Here is a 25416-nt window from a genome sequence, read left to right as displayed (position 1 = left end):
AACTTTGGAGGGTACTATAATGGATAAAGTATTAATTTTAGCATCAATTGCTCCAATGATAGAAGGGTTTAATGTGCCAAATATAAACCTGCTGCAGGATGAGGGGTATGAAGTCCATGTTTTAGCAAATTTTAAAGATGAAGATACAGCAGCGAATGAACGAAATAATCGATTTAGAAAGCAACTAGAACAACAAAGAGTAACCGTGTTCGATGTAGCCATTAACCGAAATCCATTTAAAGTTATAAATTACACTGCGTATAAAGAAATCAAAACAATTATTGACCGTGAAGATTATGCGTTTATTCATTGTCATTCACCAATCGGAGGAGTTTTATCCAGACTTGCCGCTAGAGAAGCTCGCAAACGTCACACTAAGGTTGTTTATACCGCACACGGGTTTCATTTTTTTAAAGGTGCACCAAAAAAAAACTGGTTGATGTACTATCCAGTAGAAAAATGGTTGTCTAGATATACGGATTGTCTAATCACCATTAACGAAGAAGACTATCGTACAGCTCTGGCTAAACAATTTAAGATGAAGAGGATTGAAAAAATTAGCGGAGTAGGAATCAATAAAAATAAATTTAAACCAATCGATTCAGGATTAAAAGACCTAAGAAGAAGTTTATTAGGGTATAACAATGAGGAATTTCTTTTGATCTATGTTGGAGAACTTAGTAAAAGAAAAAATCAGCATCTAGCTATCGCTATGATGAAAAATGTCATTCAAATAATACCACAGGCTAAGTTGCTGTTGGTTGGAGATGGTGAGCTAAGAGAACAATACGCTCAACAAATCATAGATCTGCAGCTAGAAGAAAATGTATTTTTATTAGGTTATAGAACTGATGTTGACCAGTTAATGAGCATATCAGATATCGTTATTTCTACTTCAACTCAAGAAGGTTTGCCGGTCAATCTTTTAGAGGCAATGGGAACGGGTCTTCCGATAATTGCTACGGACTGCAGAGGCAACCGAGACTTGATTCATCATGGTGAGAATGGTTACTTGATAGGTTTAGAAGAAGATGAACGGTTGGCAGGATATGTTGACACACTTTATCATTCAAGTAGCTTGAGAGAGAATTTTGGTTTGAGAAGCTTAGAATATCTTGATACCTATTCTGTTCAAGCTGTAATGAGTCAGATGACACAAATCTATCATTTTGTAAATTATGCTCAAGATCCATCACTTGTCAGTGAAAGAAAAGCAACAAAAGCTTTTATAAAATGAGTTTCCTTTAAAAACGGTTCTCATTGGAGGTGGAAAATATGGCCACAAATTCTTTACCATTAGAAAGAAAGCGAGATGCATCATTCCTAATAATTATGGTTTTTGTCATGTCGTTCTTTTTAAATCAATCCAATGTGTTATTTGGAATCAACTTATCTTTATCAGACTTTATAGTTGTAGGAGTATTGATTAGTTTGATTATGAAGCAGGAATTAGAATTACCGCTCACGCATATTTTGGTTTTTAGTACGTTTTCAATTGTTATTTTGTTTTATTCTCTGTTCATCATCCCCAATCAATATATGATTGTAGCTAATCCATTAGCTACTCTAATTGATTACACTAAACTACTAGTTGTTTTCCTCTATTACACTATAGGTTTTAATCTTTCCCGCTTAAAATTAACCACTTTTTTTTTAAGAGGCTTTGTAATAGGGGCTGTTGGAATAGGTTTTATTGGTATTCTGATTTCATTTGTTCCAATCCCATATTTATCTTCTATCATGTTATTTGGTGAAAGTCGGTTGATTGGCTTTATGAATGATCCGAATTTTTTCGCAGTCATTCAATGTTGTGCACTAAGTATTCTTTTAAGGATAAAACCTTTAAATTCAGTTATTCGAATTGGAGCAATCGGGATTATACTTTTATCCATTATTAGTTCAGGTTCAAAATCAGCTGTTATATTGGTTTTTCTATATGGTGGATATTTTTTAATAGCGAAAGCCGTAAAATTGAAAAGGACAACTCCATTGAGAGCTGGTGGTTCTCTTATTCTAATACTAGGATTGTTAGCGATTGTACCAAATATTTTGACTTATACGGATGAATTAATGGCAATAATCGTAAATCGATTTCCGATTTTTTCTAGAGTAGAATTGTTGTTTACTGATTTTTCTTCAGCGGTTTCTGACGGTGGATCAGGAAGAGCACAGGTCTGGGAAACAGCAATGCATATAATCAACTCCGCACCATTTCTGGGAATTGGATTAGGAAATTATATTCCAATTGCCGAACAATTTGTCCATAACCCAAATGTTGCTCATAACACGTATCTTCAGCTTTCGGCAGAATGGGGAATCGTATTAACCGTTTTATTCTTTATATATGTTGGTTCCGCTCTATTTGAAGCTAGACCAAGTTTGTTGGAAAGCAATCAGGAAAATCAAAACAGGCAAATTATTCGAGACATTTTAATTATCTTCTTAATTGCCTCTGTATCTATTTCATTAAATAATGCCCGGATTTTTTGGTTAGTCCTAGGAATGAGTGTTTTCCAAACAAAATACACTCACTCATTGAAAGAGTCATGAAAAGGAGAAGATTAAAATGAAAGTATCTGTTGTAATGGGCATTTATAACTGTGAAAAAACGTTAAAAGAAAGCCTAGATTCCCTTTTGAATCAAACGTATGAATCTTTTGAAATCATATTATGTGAAGATGGTTCGAGGGATAATACCTTGAAAATAGCAAAAGATTATGTGAAGAACTATCCTCGAAAGGTACGTTTAATTCAAAATACAACCAATAAAGGATTAGCCTATTCACTGAATAGGTGCATTGAGATTTCGAAAGGCGAATACATTGCACGAATGGATGCAGATGATATTTCTTATAAAGATAGGTTTGAAAAACAAATGCATTACTTAGAATCTCATTCAGAATATGCATTAGTTGGAAGTCAAGTTTTCCTTTTTAATGACGACGGTATTTGGGGAGTACGAAAAACAAAAAATGATCCATTAAAAAAAGACTTTCTATTTGGATCACAGTTCATTCATCCTACCATTATTATTAAAAAGGACGTTCTTAACCAAGTTGGAAATTATACAGTTTCAAAAGCAACCTTAAGGGCAGAAGATTATGATTTGTTTATGAGGTTATACGCTGCAGGGTTTAAAGGGCACAATATGCAAGATATTCTACTTAATTATCGAGAAGATTCCGCAACATTTAAAAAGAGAGCGTATAAATACAGATTTGGAGAGGCTAAGGTAAGATATAACGGTTTTAAAACAATGAATCTTATGCCATTAGGTCTGATTTATGTACTCAAACCATTAATTGTCGGACTGATTCCTCAAAAGATTTTGACACATCTCCGACATCAAGAACTTGATAGCAATCTTTTTGATGAAACAACTCACCCAACTGTTTAGAAACGCTATTTTGAAAGGAGAGCTATTATGGTTGCTGTATCTGTCATTATGCCCATTTACAATGTTGCAGATGGATTAAGAAAATCGATTCAATGTTTGTTGAATCAAACGTATAAGGATTTTGAATTAATATTAGTTAATGATGGATCAACGGATGGATCTGGTCACATTTGTGATGAGTTCCAAAAAAAAGATAATCGAATACAGGTTCTCCATCAAGCAAATGCAGGTTCTGGATTGGCTCGAAATGCAGGACTTGATCGAGCAACAGGCCATTATATTTATTTCTCGGATCCAGATGATTATGTAGAAGCTGAGTTGATTGAAGACAACTTAAAAATTGCTTGGGAAAATGAAGCGAATGTTGTTGTTTTTGGGTATTATGTCGAAGAAATAAATGCAAGAGGAAAAAGAATAATGACGGCTCAACTTCCAAATTTATCCGTGTTAAACACAAAAGAGGATTTTAGAAAAAATTTCAGAGCATTTCAAAACTTAGATTCCAATATATTGTGGAATAAACTCTATAAACATCTTTATTTGCTGGAAAATAACTGTCGTTTTACTGATCAGCGAGTAGGACAAGATGCGTTATTCAATCATTTAGTCTATCGAAATTTAGACGCTATCTATTTTAATCAGATACCTTATTATCATTATGTTTCTCGAGTTGGATCAGCTGTTAATCGTTATCATCCAGATCGCTTTCTGTTGGAGTACAACATTGCTGAACATTTTGAAAAATTAATCGTTACATGGCATTATGAACAAAGTTATCAAGACTTAATTAGTCTAGCTTACTGGAGAACTCTTTATGTAGAACTAAATAATTTAGTTTTGGAAGATTGTCCTCTTAACGAAGACCAAAAAGTACAACAAATTTCCTCTGTTTTACACCATCCGAAAATCCAACAAACATTATTTTCCCCAAACTCTAGTTTAGAAATGAAATACCACATCAAATTATTGACCCTTCTATTAAAGAACAATAAATATTCACTTGCTTTAAGAGTTATGAGAGCCAGAACACAAATTAGCAAAAAATACCATTATGCATTCAATACATTAAAAAAACTAGCAGGGACTTAATCAGAATGAAGTAGTCATCATTTTTGTTAGTGAAAGGGGTCTTTATTCTATAGGGCTAAATCAATAAAATTGAGGTGCTTAAAAATGACATCAAGTGTTGGGAAAAATTTATTTTATCAATCATTGTTTCAAGGAATCAGAATTTTAATGCCTATTGTTACAATTCCAATAATTTCAAAGGCATTAGGGGCACATGGAATTGGAATCTATTCATTTACCAATTCAATAGCAGAATATTTTATTTTACTATCCGGTTTGGGAATTACCTTATACGGAAATCGTGAAATTGCAATGGTAAGGGAAGACAAGAAAAAACTGGATCAAACATTCTCTGAATTAGTTAGCTTGAAGTTAGTAACAACAGCTGTTTCATTTATTCTTTATTCAGTTGTAGTTTTGGTCTTTCTTCACAGGGATTTCTTGTACTACATTATTCAATCGCTGCACATTATTGCTGTATTATTCGATATTTCGTGGTTTTTTATGGGTATAGAAGATTTTAAAAAAGTTAGTTTAAGCAACTTAGCTGTTCAAACAGTTGTGTTTTTTGGGATTGTATTTTTTATTAAAGATTACAATGATTTGCCACTCTATTTGCTCTTACAAGCGTTAGGCAATATTTTCTCTCAGCTTGTTATGTGGGTGTTTATTTATAAGAAGATTTCATTCCGCTTTGTACCTATAAAAAAAATGATGAGACATTTGTTTCCAATGATTGCCTATTTTTTCCCACAAATCGCTGTTATTTTTTATACTACATTAAGTAAAACCATTTTGGGTGTATTGGATAGTCAAACATCCGTTGGGATCTATACAAATACACTCAATTTAAGCACCATTATCATTACCATGATCTCAACAATTAATTTGGTGATGCTACCCAAAATGAGCAATTTATTTTCAAAGAATAAGATAGACGAAATAAATAAGACGCTACACAGCTTAATACATGCTCAATTGTTTATTTCTATACCAGCAGCGTTTGGGGTAAGCGTATTAGCTGCAACGTTGGTTCCATGGTTTTTTGGCAGTGACTTTGAGGCGCTAAAGGTTTTTATACCGATCATCGCACCCGTTATAATCATTATGCCAATTGGGATCGCAATCAGTAACCAATATTTATTGCCAAGAGGAAATACAAAAATTTATGCCATTTCTACATTTGGTGGGGCTGCGATTAGTATACTGCTTAATTTTACCCTTATTCCAATTTTAGGCGTGGTAGGTTCTGTATTAACCAGTTTAATAGTAGAAACTTTTGTTACGGTGTTTCGTGTGATTTATTTAAACAAACAGACCCAGTTTACATTTGATATGAATCTAATTTTAAGAATAGTTGCTTCAGCTGCAGTTATGGCACTAATGATTGTCGTTACTACGAATGGTATGAATGCAAATTTTGTAACAACTTTAATTCAAATTTTTATTGGCGTTGTAACTTATGCAGGTTGCTCTACAGCTTTGAAAGTCCCTTTTTTAAAAGACCTATTCATATTGTTAAGAGGAAAGTTGTATCATTCAAAAAGGTACAAAGTTAAAAACTAGGCTGAATGATTTGGTAGGCCAATCTAGATTATAACCTACCTTAGTGTTTTAAAAACAAGATTTATAAGGAGGAATATAGGATGATGAATACGATTGGAATGGTAGACATATTTAAAATGTTGAAGAAACGTTGGTGGGTAATAGTATTGTTAAGTTTGATTGGTATCGCACTTACAACAGCCTTAACAAATTACGTGCTTATCCCTAGATACAGTTCTACAACGCAACTTTTAGTTAGTAGACAAGATATGAATACACAATCAATAGAATTAGGGGAAATCGAAACCAACATTCAAATGATCAATACTTACCGAGATATCATAGAAGATCCTGTTGTAATTGACAAGGTAATAAATGAACTAGGAAATACAATGTCTGAAGTTGAGTTACAGCAAAAAGTTGAAGTGATCACTCAGGACGATTCACAAATTTTTGGGATAAAAGTTACCGATACTGATCCAAACCGTGCAGCAGAGATGGCCAATCTAATGGCTGCTACATTCCAAGAAAACATAGATGGAATCATTAATGTTGAAAATGTAGCCATTCTTTCAAAAGCTAAAGTAAATGCTGTTCCAATTTCTCCCAATTTATCATTAAACCAAGTAGTAGGTTTATTAGTTGGATTCCTATTAGGGATGATTTTATCCATTATTTTAGAAACAATGGATAAAAAAGTACGCGATGAAAAAGTCATTACTGAGAAGTTAGGATGGATCCATTTAGGAAATATCAGTGAAATGTCTAAGTCAGAAACGGCGATTGAAGAAAAAAATCTGGTTTTGCAGTATCAACAAATCACACTAAAAAAGTTTTAGGAGGAGATTAATGATGTTTAAAAAGAGATTAAAAGAGAAAAAATATGAGGATAAAAATCTTATCACACTAATCGATCCCTCTTCTATTATTTCAGAAGAGTTTCGGACACTTAGGACAAATATTCAGTTTTCTATGATAGATAAAGAGTTGAAAACATTAATGGTAACTTCTTCAAAACAAGGAGAAGGCAAATCTACAATTGCTGCTAATCTAGCAGTTGTCTTTGCTTCCCAAGGGAAAAAGGTATTACTTGTAGATGCAGATATGCGTAATCCATCACTTCATAAACTATTCAAAGTGCGAAATCAACAAGGATTGACAAGTATTCTCACAACTAAAAATAGACAAATAGCTAACCTTTTGCATAAAACTAGTCAAGAAAATTTAGAATTATTAACTAGCGGGATTTTACCACCGAATCCATCAGAATTACTAGCTTCTCAAAGAATGTCACAATTTATTGAGACAGTAAAACAAGAGTATGATCTGATTGTTTTTGATTTGCCACCAGTCAATGTTGTTACGGATGCTCAAGTGATGGGAAATAAATCGGACGGGACAGTCTTTGTGATTCGAAAAGAAGTTGCAGATTTAAGTGAAATCTTAAAAGCTAAAGAATTATTGAACTTAGTACAAGCAAATGTTTTAGGAGCTGTATTTAATAGTAAAGAACGAATGAAAAGCTTGAATAATGGGTATTATGCTAAAGAAAAAGAACTAGACAGCGTTGGTTAAGTGTTGTTTGAGAAAATAAAATCAACTATTAATGTGGTTGAAAAATAATAGGAGTGATCAAAATGATTCGAACAATTCTAAATAAGAAAAAGCTCTATTTACTGTTGGATAGTTCCGTAATTCTATTAGCTGGTGTGATAGCGTATTTCTTTTTAAATCCTTATGTAGCACTCCCAGCGTCCTCTTACTTATTTATGGTTGCTTTTGGGATAGCAGGTTACAGCTTTTTAGCAGGTTATTCAGGGATCTGTGCTACTCTCTATCGCTACACAAGCATCAAGGATATGCTGATCATTTTTATTTCTATCACAGTATCTTTCGGAGCAACGACAACGCTTGCTGTTTTATTACTGGATGAAATGAGTTTTCGGTATATTTTATTGATCTATCTCGTTTCGTTATTACTAGTTAGTGGGGGGCATATTGTTTTTAGAATTATCCACGATTACAAAACAAGTACTTCTCCAGAGAAACAAACAGCTGAAAAAATCCGAACGTTAGTAGTCGGTGCAGGTGATGGTGGAAATCTATTTATCAAGAATATTCAAAAGAATTCAACGGATATAAAAGTAGTCGGTGTTGTTGATGATGATGAAGCTAAACATGGTATGCGGTTATACAGCATCCCTATTTTAGGGAATATTTCTGATATCCCAGTATTCACAAAAAAATTAAATGTTGAACAAATTACAATTGCAATTCCTTCATTAAAACCCAAACAACTTGAAAAGATTTTAGAGATTTGTAATGATATCAATCTGCCGGTCAATTTAATGCCATCTATAGAAGATGTGATAAATGGGAAACTAATGGTCAGCCGCTTCAGAGAAATCGATGTGGTCGATTTATTGGGAAGAGACGAAGTAACGTTAGATACAAAACAAATCTCAGAAGATCTATTTGGCAAAACTATTTTAGTCAGCGGTGCTGGCGGATCTATTGGCTCAGAAATTTGTCGAATCATATCTACTTTTGCTCCTAAAAAAATTATTTTATTAGGACATGGTGAAAACTCGATTTATCAAATCCACCGTGAATTAAATAAAAATTTTGTTGGTAAAATTGATATTACACCGGTTATAGCAGATGTCCAAAATCGACAAAGAATGTTTGATATTATGGAAATGTATAAACCTGATATTGTTTATCATGCAGCTGCCCATAAACATGTTCCAATGATGGAATCAAATACTTTTGAGGCTGTAAGAAATAATGTTTATGGTACAAAAAACATAGCTGAAGCTGCTAAAGCGGCTAATGTAGGAACCTTTATCATGATCTCTACTGACAAAGCTGTGAACCCGCCGAATGTTATGGGAGCAACAAAACGTATTGCTGAAATGATCGTGACTAGTTTAAATGAAGAGGGGAAAACAAATTTTGCAGCTGTCCGCTTTGGAAACGTATTGGGCAGTCGTGGCAGTGTGGTTCCACTATTCAAAGAACAAATAAAAGCAGGTGGCCCTGTGACGGTAACAGACTTTAGGATGACACGTTATTTTATGACAATCCCAGAAGCCAGTCGTTTAGTGATCCAAGCAGGAACTTTAGCAAAGGGTGGAGAAATCTTTGTCTTAGATATGGGAAAACCGGTTAAAATTGTTGATTTAGCTAAGAAAGTAATCAAATTAAGTGGATTTAGTGATGATGAAATTTCAGTAGTTGAAACTGGAATTCGCCCAGGAGAGAAGCTGTATGAAGAGTTATTGATTGCTAGTGAAAATACTGGTGAGAAAGTATTTGATAAAATATTTGTTGGAAAAGCGGTAAGGCGTTCACTAGAAGAAGTAATGTCGTTTTTAAAAACATTAGATGGATGTAGTGATGCTTCATTAAAAGAACAATTAATTTACTTTGCTAAAACACATCAAGCAGCAGCATAACAATTTTTTATACAAGAAACTTTAAAGAAAGGAACATGGAATAGGCTGCTTATCCATGATGTTATGCAGAAAGGAGGAGCAGTTATGTTGTCTATCATTGTTCCTGTATATAATGTGGAAAATGTTTTAAAACATTGTTTAAATAGCTTAAGATTTCAATCTTATAGAAACATTGAAATTATTTTAATCAATGAAGGGTCTACCGATATGAGTGCTGCTATATGTGATCGATTTGCACGAGTAGATCCTCGTTTTAAAGTACTTCATAAAGAAGTAAAAGGGCATTATGACGCTTTGAATACTGGATTACTTTCAGCTAAAGGTGAATATGTCAGTTTTATTGATCCAATTGACCGAATAGATGGTTTGATGTTCGAAAAGTTAATACTAACGATTATTAAAAATAAAGCAGACATAGTCATAGCTAACTATGGAGAAGAATTAGATCAGGATGATAAAGAATATATAGAACCTTCAAGCAACGTTAATTGGACTAAAGAGACTGCTCTGAATAAAATCGTTGATCATTTCCGATTGAAAAGTTTTTTATGTAACAAACTTTTTTCTATCGATTTATTCAGAGTTGATCCTGTTTTAGAGTTTAATTCGACGTTAGACATTTTTGGTGATTTGTTGATGTGTGTACAATGTATATTAAAAAGTAATAAAATTATATTTGACCCTAATTTGCATTATCATTATATAGCCTATAAGCATACCTCTTTCTTTAATGATATTACTAAAGAAAAACTTTCTGGACCTAAAGCACTACTGGAAATCATTGATTTAACAAAGGAATTAGACAACTTTGATGTTTCAACAATAAAAGATATTTATGTTAATTATTCTATTCAATTATTGATGCAACTTCTAAATGAAGAGGTTCAAGACCACCATCAAATCGAAGAAGCGAAGCAAAATTTGTATCGGTTTTCCATAGATGAACTTAACAGCCAAGATATTAAAATGTCTTGTATAATGGCTAGGAAAATGACTATGGTTTATTATAAATTTTGGAAAATGAGAAACAAATCATTCGATTAATTTTAAAAATGTTGTGGTATTTCACATTTCATTCAAATAATTCGAAGCGAGAATGCGGTTTTTTTGAATTTTTTTCACATACTTAGTTGAATTTACTTGAATATTTCGGTTTTTCAAGTAAAATAGGGATGTGAATCTATCTATTATCTTTTTTAAAAGTTAATAGGTAAAAAATAAGAAGGAGTTGACCTATCATGGCAACTATTCAAAAAGAAACGATTATTATTGGAGCTGGTCCAGGAGGCTACGTTGCAGCAATTCGAGCAGCACAACTAGGACAAAAAGTTACAATTATTGAAAAAGAATACATCGGTGGAGTTTGTTTAAACGTCGGATGTATTCCTTCTAAAGCGTTAATTACTGCTGGACATCATTTTCACAATGCACAACACTCTGAAGTCTTTGGAATCACAACTTCTAATGTAACGTTGGATATTACAAAAATGCAAAACTGGAAAGATACTAAAGTTGTAAGCATGTTAACGCGCGGTGTTGAAGGTTTATTGAAAAAAAACAAAGTAGAAATTATTCGTGGAACAGCTGTTTTTACTGATAAAAATCATTTAACTGTTGAAACTAAAGATGGATCTCAAGATTTTGAATTTAAAAATGTTGTTATTGCTACAGGTAGTTCACCATTAGCAGTTCCAGAAGTTCCATTTGGTGGACGTATTGTAGACACCACGGGCGGTTTAAACATTAAAGAACTTCCAAAACGTTTAGTAATCGTAGGCGGCGGTTATGTTGCCACTCAATTAGCTTTTGCTTTTAATAATTTCGGCTCTAAAGTAACCATTCTTGAAAAAGAAGACAGCATTATCAACTTCTTTGATAAAGATATGGTGAAATTGGTCAAGAAAAGTTATGCAGATAAAGGTGTAGACGTTATTGAAGGTGTAAACATAACTAAATCTTCACAAACAAATGACGTAGTAACCGTCACTTATGAAAAAGATGGCAAAGAAGAAATGATTGAATCAGATTATGTTTTGGTTTCTGCTGGACGAGTGCCTAATACATCTAAATTGAATTTAGAAGCAGTTGGCGTTAAGTTATTAGAGAATGGTAGAATTGATGTAGACGATTCATTGAGAACTGGTGTTGAAGGCGTTTATGCAATTGGAGATATTACTCCAGGACCAGCATTTGCCCACAAAGCCAGCCATGACGCAAAAATCGTGGCAGAAGTTATTTCGGGTAAAGAAGTCGTTGTGAATTATAAAACGATGCCAATTGCTGCATATACAGAACCTGAAATTGCTACAGTAGGATTATCAGCTGATGAAGTTAAAGGCAATAAAGAGTACAAAGTCAGCAAATTCTCGTTAGCAGGTAATGGACGTGCATTATCATTAGATGCGGCTGAAGGATTTGTTCGCATGATCACTGAAGAAAAAACAAATAAAATTGTGGGAGCTCAAGTTATTGGAGTAAGCGCAGGAGATGTTATTGCTGAATTAGCATTAGCGATTGAATTAGGTATGGTCGCTGAAGATATTTCATTAACCATCCACGCTCATCCATCACTTGCAGAATCAGTAATGGATACAGCTGAATTAGCTTTAGGATTACCAATCCACATGTAAACCGATAAACTAAAAGCTTGTAAGTAAAGGATTTTCTTTACTTACAAGCTTTTTTGTATTTAAATTACGGTAAGGAGAAATTGTTAACAAAACAAGGGGGGATTAAAATGTCAGAAAAACTAAAGACTGCTTTTCCATCCAAGTGGGTTGGGCTTAGTCCGGCTCGTTTTCGAAAATACAAAACATGGATAAATGCCGTAAAACCTGGAATATGTGGAACGTATGTTGGAGCAGTGATTCTGCACGATGCTTTCAACCAACGGTATGGAATAGAATTAGAAAAACAGAAATTGATTACCGGATTAAAGACAGTTATTGACGATACCTTTCCATATAAAGGAACTTTTCCCTGGGACGTTTGGCGTGGATTGGATTGGGTACTAAAAGATAACCCTGATTTTTCTGTTAAGATGCATTTTGTTCCTGAGCGTAAAATAGTTTCACTATTAAATAGGAAGGACCCGGTCCCAGTAGCAGTTGGTACGGCAACTTTATTTGGCAGTCCCTATAAAAATCATTGGGTAGTGGTTTATGCATATGGTTACGATCAAGAGGGAAAATTATTTTTCAAAGCTTATGATAATCATGGAAGATACACGGCTATTTTACCAGCGTCACAAACAATTGGTTGTGTATGGATAGAATCCAATTAAACGACCAATAGATATAAAAATCCCAATAGGCATGAAGTATTTCCTTCATACCTATTGGGATTTTCGATTAATTAAGAATAAACTTTACAGGTTTACTCAACAGTTACGCTTTTAGCTAAGTTTCTTGGTTTATCAACGTCGTTACCACGATGTAAGCTTGTGTAATAAGCAATTAGTTGAGTAGGAATAACACTAACTAATGGAGTTAATAAGTTGTGCACTCTTGGCAATACGTATGCGTCACCTGATTGATCTAGACCTTCCATAGCAATAATCATGCTATGAGCTCCACGAGAAATAACTTCTTGTGCATTTCCACGAGTGTGTCCAGCAGTTGCTTCATCCGTAATAATTGAAATAACTGGAGTACCTTCTTCAATTAATGCAATTGTTCCATGTTTCAACTCGCCAGCTGCGAATCCTTCTGTTTGAACATAAGAAACTTCTTTTAATTTAAGTGCAGCTTCCATAACAACATAGTAATCAATACTACGTCCAATATAAAATGCGTTACGACTGATACTTAAATGTGTAACAGATAATTGTTCGAAAATTTCTTTTTCATCGATAATAGATTCAATTGCTGTAGCGGCAATACCTAGTTCATGTGCCATATCTACATCTAATTCTAATCCTTTTTTGCGACCAGCAAGCTCTCCAAGGATTGCAAGTACAGCGATTTGAGCTGTGTAAGCCTTTGTTGAAGCGACAGCGATTTCTGGGCCAGCGTGCAACAATAAAGTATATTTTGCTTCTCTAGAAAGAGTAGAACCTGGTACGTTTGTCAATGTTAGAGAAGGGAAGTTCAAATCATTTATTTTTACCAATACTTGACGACTGTCAGCTGTTTCTCCACTTTGAGATAAGAAGATGAAGAATGGTTTTTCAGTCAATAAAGGAGTATTGTAACCAAATTCACTAGATAAATGAACTTCTGTAGGAATATTGGTCAAGTTTTCAATAATTTGTTTGCCAACCCATCCAGCATTGTAACTTGTCCCACAAGCGATAATGTAGATACGGTCACTTGCTGTCATTTCTTCAAGAATAGCTGAATCAATTTCTAATTCGCCATTGTCATTCTGATAATTTTGAACAATTTTACGCATAACAGCAGGCTGTTCATCAATTTCTTTTGCCATGTAGTGAGGGTAAGTACCTTTGCTTAAATCATTTGCATCCAATAAAGCAGTATATGAAGCACGGGTGATCACGTCACCAGCTAGTGTTTCAATTTTGATGTCATCTACTGTTAATGTAGCAATTTCGCCATCCATCAGTTCAACAAATTGATTCGTTTCTTGAATCATTGCCATAGCATCGCTACAAATAACATTAAAACCATCACCTCTACCTAATAGAAGAGGACTTTTATTTTTCGCTGCATAAACAACATCTGGATTTTCATTGTCAATCAAAGCTAATGCGTAAGATCCTTTCAGAGCTACAATTGCTTTCTTGAAAGCATCGATTGTTTCTAATCCTTCTTCTTCAACGTACCAAGCAATCAATTGTACAATAATTTCAGTATCTGTATCGCTATGCAACATTGTATCTGTAAGGAAAGCATCTCTTACTGCTTTGTAATTTTCGATTACTCCATTATGAACAAGGTTAAAACGACCACTATTTGATTGATGAGGATGAGCATTTTCAACACTTGGTACACCGTGAGTTGCCCAACGTGTATGTCCGATACCTGTTTTTGCAGGAACGTTATGGTCTACTTTTTCTCTTAAAGCAGCAATGCGTCCTTTTTCTTTAAATAAATGTCCTTTATCTTGATCGTCCATTACATAAATACCAGCTGAGTCGTAACCACGGTATTCTAACATTTCAAGTCCTTGTAATAAAATATCTTTTGCATCTTGTCTTCCAATATATCCTACGATTCCACACATGCTAAATTCCTACTTTCTTTTCTTTATTTAATAGAGAGTTTCATACTGAAGTCAACTTCTTTAGTGTTTTTTTCTGATGATAAAGTACTTATAAAAATGATTTTCAAGTGTATAATGTTAAATTGGTATATACACTAAAAAAAGTTGTTAATCTGTCAAGCAGGTTAATGATAAGGGATTTGAAAAATAAAGTCAACACTTTTTTTAAAAGTGGTATATTGGTCTATATCAGTTTAATGATGACAGCATTTATTAGGATGTTAAAGGATGTTGAGTTGACAAGGGAATGTTATCGGTACTTTTGACAAAGCATGTGATGACAAACTCAACACTACACTCTGTTGTAATCGGATACAAACCGCGTTAAGATTAACTTAACAAAAAAGTTTGAGGAGGAGTTATTGTGGAACAAACAGAAAAAAAGGGAGCGAAAGCTACCGTTCAACGCATAGGTAGTTATCTAAGCGGTATGGTTATGCCGAATATCGGTGCTTTTATTGCTTGGGGAATTATTACGGCATTGTTCATTGAAGCAGGTTGGCTGCCAAATGCACAGTTAGCAACAATGGTTGACCCAATGTTGAAATACCTGTTGCCAATCTTAATTGGATACACAGGTGGTAGTATGGTATACGGACAACGCGGAGCAGTTGTTGGATCAATCGCAACAATCGGTGTTATCGTAGGTTCAGATGTTCCAATGTTTATCGGAGCTATGGCTTTAGGACCATTAGGTGGATATTGTATCAAGAAATTTGATGATTTTTTTGGAGATAAAATTAGAGCTGGTTTTGAAATGCTAGTTAACAACTTTTCAAGTGGAATTATCGGATTTGGCTTAGCTATTATTGCTTTTTATGCTGTAGGACCTTTTGTAACCGGATTAACAAATCTTCTTGCAAGTGGTGTTGACTGGATCGTTAACGCTGGGCTATTGCCATTAGCAAATATTTTTATTGAACCTGCAAAAATCCTGTTTTTGAATAACGCTATCAATCATGGTATATTGACACCATTAGGAATTGAACAAGCTGCAGAGACAGGGAAATCTATTCTATTCTTACTAGAAGCGAATCCTGGTCCTGGTTTAGGTTTACTATTAGCTTATTCGTTCTTTGGAAAAGGAGCTGCTAAAGCATCTGCTCCTGGTGCTATTTTAATTCAGTTCATTGGTGGGATTCATGAAATTTACTTCCCATATGTATTGATGAAACCTGCTTTATTCTTATCTGTCATTGCTGGTGGGGTTGCTGGTACGTTTACAAACACAATTTTCAATTCAGGTTTAGTTGCCGCAGCTTCTCCAGGTTCAATTTTTGCAATCTTATTGATGACTCCACGAGGAAGTTATCTTGGTGTTATCTTAGGAGTTGTTGTTGCAGCAGCTGTATCATTCCTAGTTGCAATGGTGATTCTTAAGTCTGACAAATCAACAGAAGCTATTGAAGAAGACAATTTTTCAGCAAAAGTTCAAGAATCAAGATCTCTTAAAGCTGAATCAAAAGGAACAAATAAAGGTACTACTGCTCAAACAGCTGTAACTGATGATGCAGCAACTGTTGGGCAAAAAGAAGTCAAAAGAATTATCTTTGCATGTGATGCCGGTATGGGATCTAGTGCAATGGGAGCTTCCATTATGCGTAAAAAAGTAAAAGACGCCGGGTTGGACATTTCTGTAACCAATTCTTCTATCAATAACTTAACAGATGAAGATGGCCTATTAGTTATTACGCAAAAAGAACTGACAACGCGCGCGAAACAAAAGACGCCAAATGCAACACAAGTTTCAGTTGATAATTTCTTGAACAGTCCTAAATATGAAGAAATTGTTGAAAATTTAAAAAATCAATCATAAGCATATTATCTTGACAATAAGATGCACATAAAAAGGGATAAAAGCGGTGAGTGTTGACTCACTGCTTTTATCTGTTTAAATTTTGTCCAGAAACGAGATGAAAGAATTGTATATTTCCAATAGGGAAAAAAAGATTATAGAAATCTTGCTCGAACAAAAAAATGGTGTCTCCTTAGATTATTTAAGTGACGAATTGCAGGTCAGTAATCGCACGATCTACAGAGAACTTTCTAGTCTTGAGAGTACATTGGCTCAATATCAAATTAAATTGATACGTGAACTGGATATTGGCTATCGACTAGTTGGTAAGCCGGCTTTGTTTAGAGAGTTGCAGCAGCAATTATACGCTTCACCAGAAGAGTTTACTGCTCAACAACGACAAAGTGCTTTAGTTATCAAGCTTTTGACGCAAGAAAATGAAGTGAAAATGGAGTCACTGGCTATTGACCTTCAAGTAAGTATCAGTACGATCCAGGCTGATTTGGTTTCAATAGAAGAGGTTTTTAAAGCTTACCAAATTGATATTGAACGTAAAAAAGCGAAGGGCATTCAAGCAATGGCTTCTGAAAGCAATCGACGTTTGATCATCAGTGGGTTGATCCATAGTGAAATCAATGAGTATGATTTTTTTCAATTATTGGAAAATGAAACTAAAGCACAAGATAAAGAATGGGGCAATGGACAAAACCCATTTTTAAAGCAGTTAACTAAAGAAGATCTGTATCATGTGTATGCTGTGGTCAAGCAGTTTGGTCAACATTATTTTGATGAAGTTACGGATAGTCAACTGCAGCGATTAGTTATTCTGTTGTGTGTCTCCATCATGAGATTGCGAGAAGGGTATCAAATCACATCATTTAAAACGAATACTTTCCTAACAGATAGTAATCAAACAAAAAGTTTGGAAACAGCCACAGCTATTTATGAATTTATGCAGAAACTATATGGAATGACTATACCTAAAGAAGAAATTCAATTTTTAGGGCTTCAAATTCAAGGGTTGAATGTTCCGTTGCGCAATGATTTTTTTTCACAGGAATATGATGCTGATTTAGGTTATAAGGTAAGAGAGTTGATTCAACTCGTTTCCAATGAAATGGACTGGAATTTTAATCAAGATGAGACACTTTTTCATGATTTGTTGGCTCATATTACAGCAGCACTCAAGCGAGCCATTGCACCGATGCCTGAGAGCAATAATCCTTTACTTGATAAAATTAGCACTCAGTATAGTCAATTGAGTTTTTCGGTCAAAGAAAATTTAACGCATATATTTCCATTGATCCATTTCTTGCCGAATGAAATTGTGTATATTGTGATTCATTTCGCTTCAGCTTATGAACGACAACCTAAAATACAAGAATTGAAAGCATTGGTCATTTGTTCAAGCGGAGTTGGTACAGCAAAAATATTAGAAAGTCGTATACGAAAACACATTCCTGAAATAACAGTTATTGAAATTTCCAGAATTTCAAAACTTCACCGGATCGATTTTAATGAATACGATTTAATTTTATCAACAATTTTTTTACAAGGTTTTGAAACGGAGTATAAAGTAGTGACACCGCTATTGATGGATAACGAAATCAAAAGTATTCAATTGTATGTTCGCCAGATTATCAACGAAAAGATAAAAGGAAAAGTTAGAAAAGAAACTTTAGTCCTTACTACCCCACAAACAGATAAATCTGAATTTAAAGAATTCTATCAGAAATTAACGCTTGCGAATGGTGTGTTAGAAAATTTTGATTTGCATCAAACTATTGGAATGATGGACTTAAATTCTATTATTTCGGCCATTTGTGAAAGTTTAGAAGGCGAATTTTTGACAGATGGTAAGCATGTTGCTACTAAACTAATGGAGCGAATGGAATTAGCTCCTATTGGACTTCCTAATACAAACATGGCATTATTTCATTGTATTGATGCAACGATTAAACAACCATTTTTTTCCATATATGAATTGCCAAATACTATGGATGTGCTTGGAATCGATCGGAATCCAGTACACATGAAGCGGGTTTTAATGATGCTAGGTCCAGACCCATTAAGTGAAAATGCGCAGGAAATTTTAGGTTTTATCAGCTCGGCGATTGTTGAAAGTGATTTGACTATGGAAATCTTTAATTCGGGTTCTGAACCATTGTTAAATAATTACTTAAGCGGTTTATTTTTAGAAAAATTAAAGAAATAAAGGAGAGAATAGATTATGGCTATTTTAGAAGAAAGCAGTATTCAATTAAATCAATCATTTAACACAAAAGAAGAGGCTATTCGTGCCGCGGGTAAGATTCTAGTAGAAGGTCAATATGTAAAAGAAGGCTACATTGAAGAAATGCTGAAGCGTGAAGAAAATGTCACGACTTATATGGGAAACTTTATTGCTATTCCTCATGGTACAGAAAATTCAAAAGACTTAATCACTCAATCGGGTATTTCAGTTGTTCAAATTCCTGGTGGGGTAGATTTTGGTACTCCTGAGGAAGAAAAATTAGTAACCGTTGTGTTCGGAATCGCTGGAGTAGGGAATGAACATTTAGACATCCTTTCAAAAATCGCTGTTTACTGTTCAGAAGTAGAAAACGTGGTTAAGTTAGCGGATGCATCTTCTGAACGAGAAGTTAGAGAATTATTAGAAGGGATTGAATAATATGTTAGCCATTCATTTTGGTGGAGGAAATATTGGTCGAGGATTTATAGGAGAAGTCTTAAATAAAAATGGATTTAAGATTGCTTTTGTGGATGTAAATAAAGAAATCATTGATGCGCTAAATGACAAACACGAATATACTATTGAACTGGCTCAAGAAGGCACCCCTCAACTCAAGGTAAACAATGTCTATGGTATCAACAATGGGACTCATCCAGAAGAAGTCATTGCAGCATTTGAACAAGCTTCTATTGTAACGACTGCTATTGGTCCAAAAATTTTACCGTATATCGCACCTTTAATCGCTAAAGGGATTCAAAAAAGACGAGCTGGAAAATCGACTCAACCAATTGACGTGATAGCATGTGAAAATATGATTGGCGGAAGTACATTCCTGAAAGAGGAAGTTTCAAAACATTTAGTTAAAGAAGATATGGATTACCTTGAACAGTATATCGGATTTCCTGATGCCGCAGTGGATCGTATTGTTCCTTTGCAATCTCATGAGGATAAATTGTTCGTATCCGTTGAAGGATACAAGGAATGGGTCATTGATGAATCTAAACTTAAAAATACGGAACTACGTTTAGAAGGAGTTCATTATGCACCTGAACTAGAACCCTTTATTGAAAGAAAATTATTTACCGTAAATACCGGACATGCGACTACGGCCTATGTCGGGAAATATGAAGGATACAAAACAATTGACGAAGCGTTAAAAGATGAAAAAGTGAAAAAACAAGTTGAGAATGTTTTAGCTGAAACAGGAGCCGTGATGGTTGAAAAATGGCAGTTTAATGCTGAAGAACACAAAGCGTACATTACTAAAATTCTTTCCCGTTTTATGAACCCATATATCTCAGACGATATCACTCGTGTTGCTAGAACGCCAATGCGTAAGCTGGGATACGACGAACGGTTTATTCGTCCTATCCGAGAAGCAAGTGAAAGAGGACTTGAAACAGACTATTTGATTAAGACTGTTGCTAAAGCTTTAGTCTATCGTGACAGCAATGATGAGGAAAGCCAACAATTAGAAAAAATGTTGGAAGATAAATCTGTTGAAACAGTTATTCGTGAAGTTACGCAATTAAAAGATGAAACAATTATTGGGAAAATAGCTAGTGAATATGAACTTTTAACAAAATAAAAATTAGTGAATTAACAAATAAAGTTAGTGTTGTAATTGAAATTACTTCTGGTTGAATCCTTTAAATGGCTACAGGTAATTTTCATTTCTCTATAAATTTCAAGTGAGTGATGGAGTTAATTAAATAATACTAAAATTAGATAAAAAAACAGTTGAGCAAAATATGCTCAACTGTTTTTTTATCCAACCGAATGTTCATTTCTAACAGCTTCTAATTTTTCTGTGACCATATTGAGAACTTTTTCAGCATCTTCTAACTTTTCTAAATCATATTGATTAATATCAATTATCAGAGTAGCACTTTTATCGTAAGCGTTAAACCAGCTATCATATTGACTATGAAGATGAGTATAATAGTCTAGTAATCCACTATTTTCTCCGATTTGCTCAAAAGTACGACCACGTTTTTCGATCCTGTTTAAAACAGTATCTAAAGAGCCACGTAAGTAGATTAATAAATCCGGAGATTTTTTAGGCATATTGTCTAGCTCTTCCATCATGTTATCCAATAAATCTAAATAAGTGTCCATCTCAGCATCACTCATATTTCCTTCTTCATAATTGATTCGAGTAAACAAGGCATCTTCGTAAATCGAACGATCCAGTACATTGTTTTCATGCTTAAAGGCAGCTTTAATGCTTCTAAAACGAGTATTTAAAAAATAAATTTGTAGTGAGAAAGCCCATCTTTCAGGATTCTCATAGAACTTTTCCAAAATCCGATTATCATCCACACTCTCATAGAAAGCCTCGCTTCCTAATGCTTCTGAAATGAATTTTGTGTAGGTGCTTTTACCAGCACCAATCATACCAGCTAAAACAATCACAGCTTTGTTTTCTCCCTTCATATAACGGCCACACTCCTATCAAAGACCGATGTCTTCTTCTTTCTTTTGCGTACTTTAGTATACCATATATTAAAACGGCTTTTCGGGTAATTTTGGAAAGTTGAAGGAAAGAAATGAATCAGCAAAATAATTTTTGACATGTTTTTGGACCAGTGATGCCGTCAGCTAAAAGCCCAGAATTAAGTTGAAATTGTTTGACTGCCTCTGTTGTTTTTGGACCATATTGTTTATCTGGCGTACCTAATTTTAAATGATAGTTACCTATTAAAAAAGCTTGGACTACGTACACATCCGATCCAGAGAATCCGGTTTTTAGAATTCTCATTTTTGAAGCAGATTCAGGCCCCCAATAGCCATCGAGTTTGGAACCAATTGTTTTTTGAACTAGACAGATTAAGCTTTGTTTTGTTACCGGGCCAAAAAGACCGTCTTGCTTGATGCCAAGAGTCTTTTGAATAGTCTTTATGATCGCAAGTTGGGAAAAGGGAGCTACATTTGAATAATTTGTTGAAATGATTAACCTTTGACCAATTAGGATAGTTTCAGAAGATAGTAGATTGATCGTTTTCAACCAAGTAAGGGTAGTATGATATCTTTTAGCAATACTCCATAAAGAATCGCTTTTCACTACAATATGGTACAAGTGATTTGGTCTAGTAGGAGAAGGGGTTGATAAAAATTCCTTTTGAGTAGTTGAGGATAAGTCACGCGCAAATTGAGTAAGAGAAATACCGTTTTGCATTAGATAAGCATCAGGATCGGTATGAGTGGTACCTCCTAAATTGTTGGAGATCCAATGATGTGTTTTAATGCCCTTTGATGCAAGAGTAGTACCCGCATTTAATGAAGTAGGGATTCCGGCTTCTACAGCAAGTTTTTTTAATAGCCATACATAGGCTAGATAATCTTTTTTAAACCAAACTGGATTTGATGTGCGTGCTAATTCTACTTGAGCATATGCATGAGGGTTGGCGTTTTTTCCAGCACCATACTGTATTTTTCCTGTTTGAGCGATCTGGATAATTCTTCCGCCTCCACCAACCCAACGGCTTGTGAACGGACCATTGGTTTGAGCGTTACGCTTCATATAAGTAATTTCATTTTCTAGGGAAAGTAATCCCGTATTTTTTGCATTTCCAGATTCGTGGGCGATAACCAGGCTGTTGCTGATCAAGTTTTTCTGAGTGATTGTCAAAAGCTGGTGTTCAATTGTATAAGTCATTATTATTCCTCCTGTAATAATTAAATAGGGTGAGACTGTTGTCCCACCCTATTTTTTAGCGATTAATTTATGCGTGTTCTAAAACAGACTCGGTAGTGCTTTACCATTATACTTATTAGCTGTTATTCTACTTCGAAGATATCATCTACTACACGCTCGACGTAGCGAGCACCTACTACAGTAGCGTAGGGGTTTGCACCTTCAATTTGGAACATATTTAACGAGATGATTGAATTCATTGCTTCCTGAGCTTTTTCTGTAGTTAAATTAAGAATTGGATCTTTTACACTCATTGTTTTTGACTTTCCTAAACTAGTAACGAATCTTAATTCCAATGATTTTGCCATATTCATTTCCTCCTTAGTGGATAAATTGATTTAAATAAATGTTCTCTTTACTGCTTAGCGTGTATAGGTATATTCTTCAACCATGACTGATTGTACATAAGGTAAACTTGTTAAAGATTCTAAAGCTGCAGAGAAACCTTCAACTTGTTCGTCTGTTACAGAGTTGATTGTGTTAGAATAGCTACGTTTTAACGTTTTTTCATTTGCAGCATCTTCGAAATGTACTTCAATTGCCCCTTTTGTCCATTCTTTTTGCATAATTTATTCCTCCTTATAAAATAAGTTACTGTGTAAGTTATTGTCATGACATCTTACATCTGTAATAACGTTTAGAAGGGATGGAGTGTTACATAGTATTGAAAAGGTAAACATTCTACTTTAGAAAGCGGGCATAAAAAAAATACCTATCGCTGCTTCGTGTCATCCGGTTTAACCAATGCTGTCTTGAAGGAAGGTGTAGTTCTTATTCAGATATACCAATCATCTTGGGAAAGAGAGAGTACCCCGTTGAATACAGTACACTGGACTCAAGTTTGACAGAAAAATGAACAGGAGAAATGCTTTCAACCAATCACTCTTCTAACTTAAAAGAAGTATTTAAAACGTTTACAAATCTTTCGATTTAGTGGATAATAAGTGAACTATTAAAAGCCTATGCTTTTACTTGCGAAATAGTTTTTAATTTTGTAAACTTAAAAATAAATAGTGTTTTTTAATTATATTAGAATACTGAAATACTTCTAAGCCAAGCGAATAAGGAGATCAATATGAATTTAACAAAACTTGTCCAAACATATGTCTTAAACCAGAATATTGGTAGTCCAATTTTTATTTCTGACATCATGCATTACATAGAACAATTTGCTGATGACCAAAAGATGTGTCAACAAGCAAGAAAAAATGTGAATGTTATTCTAATGAGAATGGTAAAGGATGGTAACTATTTAAAGCGTTTTGGAACTGGTGTCTATTACCGGGATGACATGGATCCAGCCGAAGAAATAGGGATTGATAGTATTGAACTAATTAACCGAACTTATATAGAAGATAAAAGAGGAAATGTATTTGGTTATCTTACAGGAGCAGCATTTTTGCATAAATTAGAATTTATCGAAAATTCCCCAAGCGAAATGATTATTGCAACCAATGCAAAAAGAAATGGCAATATTGAAACAACGGACATAAAATTCAAGTTGGTCAATCCTCCAACAACCGTGACACGAGAAAATTATCGTTATTTGCAAATGTTAGATTTAATAAAAAATGATTTAATACATGGAAATAACCTTCAATATAGCTTTGCGCTGACACATTTTATGAATGAGTACCATTTAAAAGAAGCAAAACTAGTAGCGTTGGCTGTAGATTTTTATAGTCAGAAAGTCGTTCTTAAAGTTGCCGAATTTATTAGCAATAAAGTGTATTTGGAAGAACAAAAAGATGAAATTATCATCACGCTAGATACTACAAAGCAGAAAGAATTATATGAGAATGATTAAAGGGTGTTTTAACAACTAGTTTTGATGGTTCAAAAAAAATTCTGAAAAGAATTAGTTATGGGTACCTTAGAATCTAATCTATCTCTCGAACAATCTTTCATAGCATTAGCAAAGGCTTCTTCTTTGCTAGTGCTATGAATTTTTGCTATCATGAATATAAATTAAGGATGACTAAAAATACCAAAATAGTCATCACGTAGCAAAACGTTAAACTGTTCAACGTTACTATAGGAAATGGAGTGTGAGTTCAAATGGATAGAAGAGTTGAAGGAACATATACATCAAAAGAAGAAACGGTAAGTGCAGTAGAAAGACTCATTAATGAAGGGTATGCAACAGATGAAATCATTATTGTGACCAATGAAAAACATGAAAAAGAATTAGAAGATTTAACCCTTGTAGAGGTTGAGGCTGTCGATTCTACTGAAGGATTGTCTCTTTGGGGAAAATTAAAGGAATCTTTCAGTTTTGGACGATACAATTCAGATGAAATTTCAAATCCTCTAGAAGAATATGGTGTAGAGGGAGATATTGGTGAACATTATACAGAAGCTTTAGAAAGTGGAGAAATTGTTATCCTTGTTAGCAGTGTAGGCCCATCAAAAATACAACACTTATCTCAAGTAAATGAAGAAGTGCTAAATGGAGATAAAGAAAATGAACGTGGAGACATTGCAGCAACAGATTCGGTTAAAGTTCCTACAAAAGAAAAAATGGATACAGTACCTGGAGAAGGCGAACAATTCGATCCCACTAAAGCTCAATCTTCCAGAGAAGATATCGAAGGAAATCCTGTAACAGCTCCAGATAAGCAAAGTTCAACTTCAGAGGAATCTATTAGTCCGATTACGTCAAATCAAAAACAAGATGGCAATACAGTGTCATCAGTAAATGAAGATGTTAAAGGTTCTTCTCTTGAAACAGAGCCTGAATTAACCGGTGACGAATCTACAGTAGTGGCTGAAAACGAAGGACATGTATACCCTGGAAATATCAGCAAAGGAGTTGTGGATGGAGGAGATTCTTCTCACAGCAAAGGAACTGAAAAAACAGAAGAATCAAAACCTGAGATGAACTCCAAGCAGCCCGAAAGCGATGCGTATTATAGTGATAATTACGAAGAAGCTGGCGGAAAAACGATTCAAAAAGATGACGAAGATAAATAACAATTAGTATTTCAAAAAATCATAAAA

The 25416-nt window shown here is 34.3% G+C and carries 22 protein-coding genes; 17 read left to right on the top strand and 5 right to left on the bottom strand.

The features are described 5' to 3' along the window. Positions 1-19: 19 nt before the first annotated feature. The 11 genes from CAR_RS07155 (at position 20) to CAR_RS07105 (ending at position 12751) form a co-directional block, all read left to right on the top strand. Positions 20-1237 carry a glycosyltransferase family 4 protein gene (locus tag CAR_RS07155; protein ID WP_013711037.1) on the top strand — a complete coding sequence of 406 codons (1218 nt, stop codon included), beginning with the start codon at positions 20-22 and terminating at the stop codon, positions 1235-1237. A gap of 38 nt (positions 1238-1275) precedes the next feature. Further along, the gene (locus CAR_RS07150; RefSeq protein ID WP_041556385.1) at positions 1276-2550 is read left to right on the top strand and encodes an O-antigen ligase family protein; all 1275 of its coding nucleotides are present in this window, start codon (positions 1276-1278) and stop codon (positions 2548-2550) included. Positions 2551-2566: 16 nt separating this feature from the next. Beyond that, a complete protein-coding gene (locus CAR_RS07145) occupies positions 2567-3397 on the top strand; it encodes a glycosyltransferase family 2 protein (RefSeq protein WP_013711035.1) in 831 nt (276 codons plus the stop codon). A 27-nt stretch (positions 3398-3424) separates the two neighbouring features. Further along, the gene (locus tag CAR_RS07140; RefSeq protein ID WP_013711034.1) at positions 3425-4486 is read left to right on the top strand and encodes a glycosyltransferase family 2 protein; all 1062 of its coding nucleotides are present in this window, start codon (positions 3425-3427) and stop codon (positions 4484-4486) included. Positions 4487-4570: 84 nt separating this feature from the next. Then, positions 4571-6031 (top strand): oligosaccharide flippase family protein, encoded by a 1461-nt coding sequence (locus CAR_RS07135; RefSeq protein ID WP_013711033.1) that lies wholly within the window; start codon positions 4571-4573, stop codon positions 6029-6031. A gap of 80 nt (positions 6032-6111) precedes the next feature. Beyond that, positions 6112-6849, top strand: a complete 738-nt coding sequence (locus tag CAR_RS07130; protein WP_013711032.1) for a YveK family protein — start codon at positions 6112-6114, stop codon at positions 6847-6849. Positions 6850-6862: 13 nt separating this feature from the next. Further along, positions 6863-7585 (top strand): CpsD/CapB family tyrosine-protein kinase, encoded by a 723-nt coding sequence (locus CAR_RS07125; RefSeq protein ID WP_013711031.1) that lies wholly within the window; start codon positions 6863-6865, stop codon positions 7583-7585. Positions 7586-7647: 62 nt separating this feature from the next. Further along, on the top strand, positions 7648-9468 hold the full coding sequence (locus CAR_RS07120; RefSeq protein WP_041556381.1) for a polysaccharide biosynthesis protein: 1821 nt from the start codon (positions 7648-7650) through the stop codon (positions 9466-9468). 84 nt (positions 9469-9552) lie between these two features. After that, a complete protein-coding gene (locus tag CAR_RS07115; RefSeq protein WP_148229447.1) occupies positions 9553-10512 on the top strand; it encodes a glycosyltransferase family 2 protein in 960 nt (319 codons plus the stop codon). Between the two features lie 194 nt (positions 10513-10706). Continuing rightward, positions 10707-12098: a dihydrolipoyl dehydrogenase gene (lpdA, locus tag CAR_RS07110; protein ID WP_013711028.1), complete on the top strand. Its 1392-nt coding sequence runs from the start codon at positions 10707-10709 to the stop codon at positions 12096-12098. Positions 12099-12205: 107 nt separating this feature from the next. Then, positions 12206-12751: a hypothetical protein gene (locus tag CAR_RS07105; RefSeq protein WP_052303138.1), complete on the top strand. Its 546-nt coding sequence runs from the start codon at positions 12206-12208 to the stop codon at positions 12749-12751. A gap of 92 nt (positions 12752-12843) precedes the next feature. Here CAR_RS07105 and glmS read toward each other — a convergent pair whose 3' ends face one another. Then, the gene (glmS, locus tag CAR_RS07100; protein ID WP_013711026.1) at positions 12844-14652 is read right to left on the bottom strand and encodes a glutamine--fructose-6-phosphate transaminase (isomerizing); all 1809 of its coding nucleotides are present in this window, start codon (positions 14650-14652) and stop codon (positions 12844-12846) included. Between the two features lie 403 nt (positions 14653-15055). Between glmS and CAR_RS07095 the strand changes: the two genes are divergently transcribed. The 4 genes from CAR_RS07095 to CAR_RS07080 all read left to right on the top strand — a co-directional run bounded on the left by CAR_RS07095 (position 15056) and on the right by CAR_RS07080 (position 20307). After that, positions 15056-16507: a PTS mannitol transporter subunit IICB gene (locus CAR_RS07095; RefSeq protein ID WP_013711025.1), complete on the top strand. Its 1452-nt coding sequence runs from the start codon at positions 15056-15058 to the stop codon at positions 16505-16507. A gap of 97 nt (positions 16508-16604) precedes the next feature. Further along, positions 16605-18701, top strand: coding sequence for a BglG family transcription antiterminator (locus CAR_RS07090; RefSeq protein WP_013711024.1), 2097 nt, complete (start codon positions 16605-16607; stop codon positions 18699-18701). 15 nt (positions 18702-18716) lie between these two features. Then, positions 18717-19157: a PTS sugar transporter subunit IIA gene (locus CAR_RS07085; RefSeq protein WP_013711023.1), complete on the top strand. Its 441-nt coding sequence runs from the start codon at positions 18717-18719 to the stop codon at positions 19155-19157. Between the two features lies 1 nt (position 19158). Then, a complete protein-coding gene (locus tag CAR_RS07080; RefSeq protein ID WP_013711022.1) occupies positions 19159-20307 on the top strand; it encodes a mannitol-1-phosphate 5-dehydrogenase in 1149 nt (382 codons plus the stop codon). A 179-nt stretch (positions 20308-20486) separates the two neighbouring features. Here the strand turns inward: CAR_RS07080 and CAR_RS07075 are convergent, their stop codons facing one another. From CAR_RS07075 to CAR_RS07060, 4 genes are all read right to left on the bottom strand, one after another. Continuing rightward, positions 20487-21155, bottom strand: a complete 669-nt coding sequence (locus tag CAR_RS07075) for a deoxynucleoside kinase (protein WP_013711021.1) — start codon at positions 21153-21155, stop codon at positions 20487-20489. A gap of 118 nt (positions 21156-21273) precedes the next feature. Beyond that, the gene (locus CAR_RS13395; RefSeq protein WP_013711020.1) at positions 21274-22377 is read right to left on the bottom strand and encodes a peptidoglycan-binding protein; all 1104 of its coding nucleotides are present in this window, start codon (positions 22375-22377) and stop codon (positions 21274-21276) included. Positions 22378-22499: 122 nt separating this feature from the next. Next, positions 22500-22724, bottom strand: a complete 225-nt coding sequence (locus CAR_RS07065; RefSeq protein WP_041556378.1) for a DUF2922 domain-containing protein — start codon at positions 22722-22724, stop codon at positions 22500-22502. 54 nt (positions 22725-22778) lie between these two features. Further along, on the bottom strand, positions 22779-22982 hold the full coding sequence (locus CAR_RS07060) for a DUF1659 domain-containing protein (protein ID WP_013711018.1): 204 nt from the start codon (positions 22980-22982) through the stop codon (positions 22779-22781). Between the two features lie 509 nt (positions 22983-23491). Between CAR_RS07060 and CAR_RS07055 the strand changes: the two genes are divergently transcribed. Together CAR_RS07055 and CAR_RS07050 are read left to right on the top strand one after the other, a co-directional pair. Then, positions 23492-24223: a hypothetical protein gene (locus CAR_RS07055; protein ID WP_013711017.1), complete on the top strand. Its 732-nt coding sequence runs from the start codon at positions 23492-23494 to the stop codon at positions 24221-24223. 251 nt (positions 24224-24474) lie between these two features. Further along, complete coding sequence (locus tag CAR_RS07050) at positions 24475-25389, top strand: general stress protein (RefSeq protein ID WP_013711016.1); 915 nt, start codon at positions 24475-24477, stop codon at positions 25387-25389. Positions 25390-25416 lie beyond the last annotated feature (27 nt).

The organism is Carnobacterium sp. 17-4 (assembly GCF_000195575.1).
GTDB lineage: Bacteria > Bacillota > Bacilli > Lactobacillales > Carnobacteriaceae > Carnobacterium_B.
The sequence above is the reverse complement of the archived record's forward strand: the minus strand, read 5'-3'. Positions and strand labels throughout refer to the sequence as shown.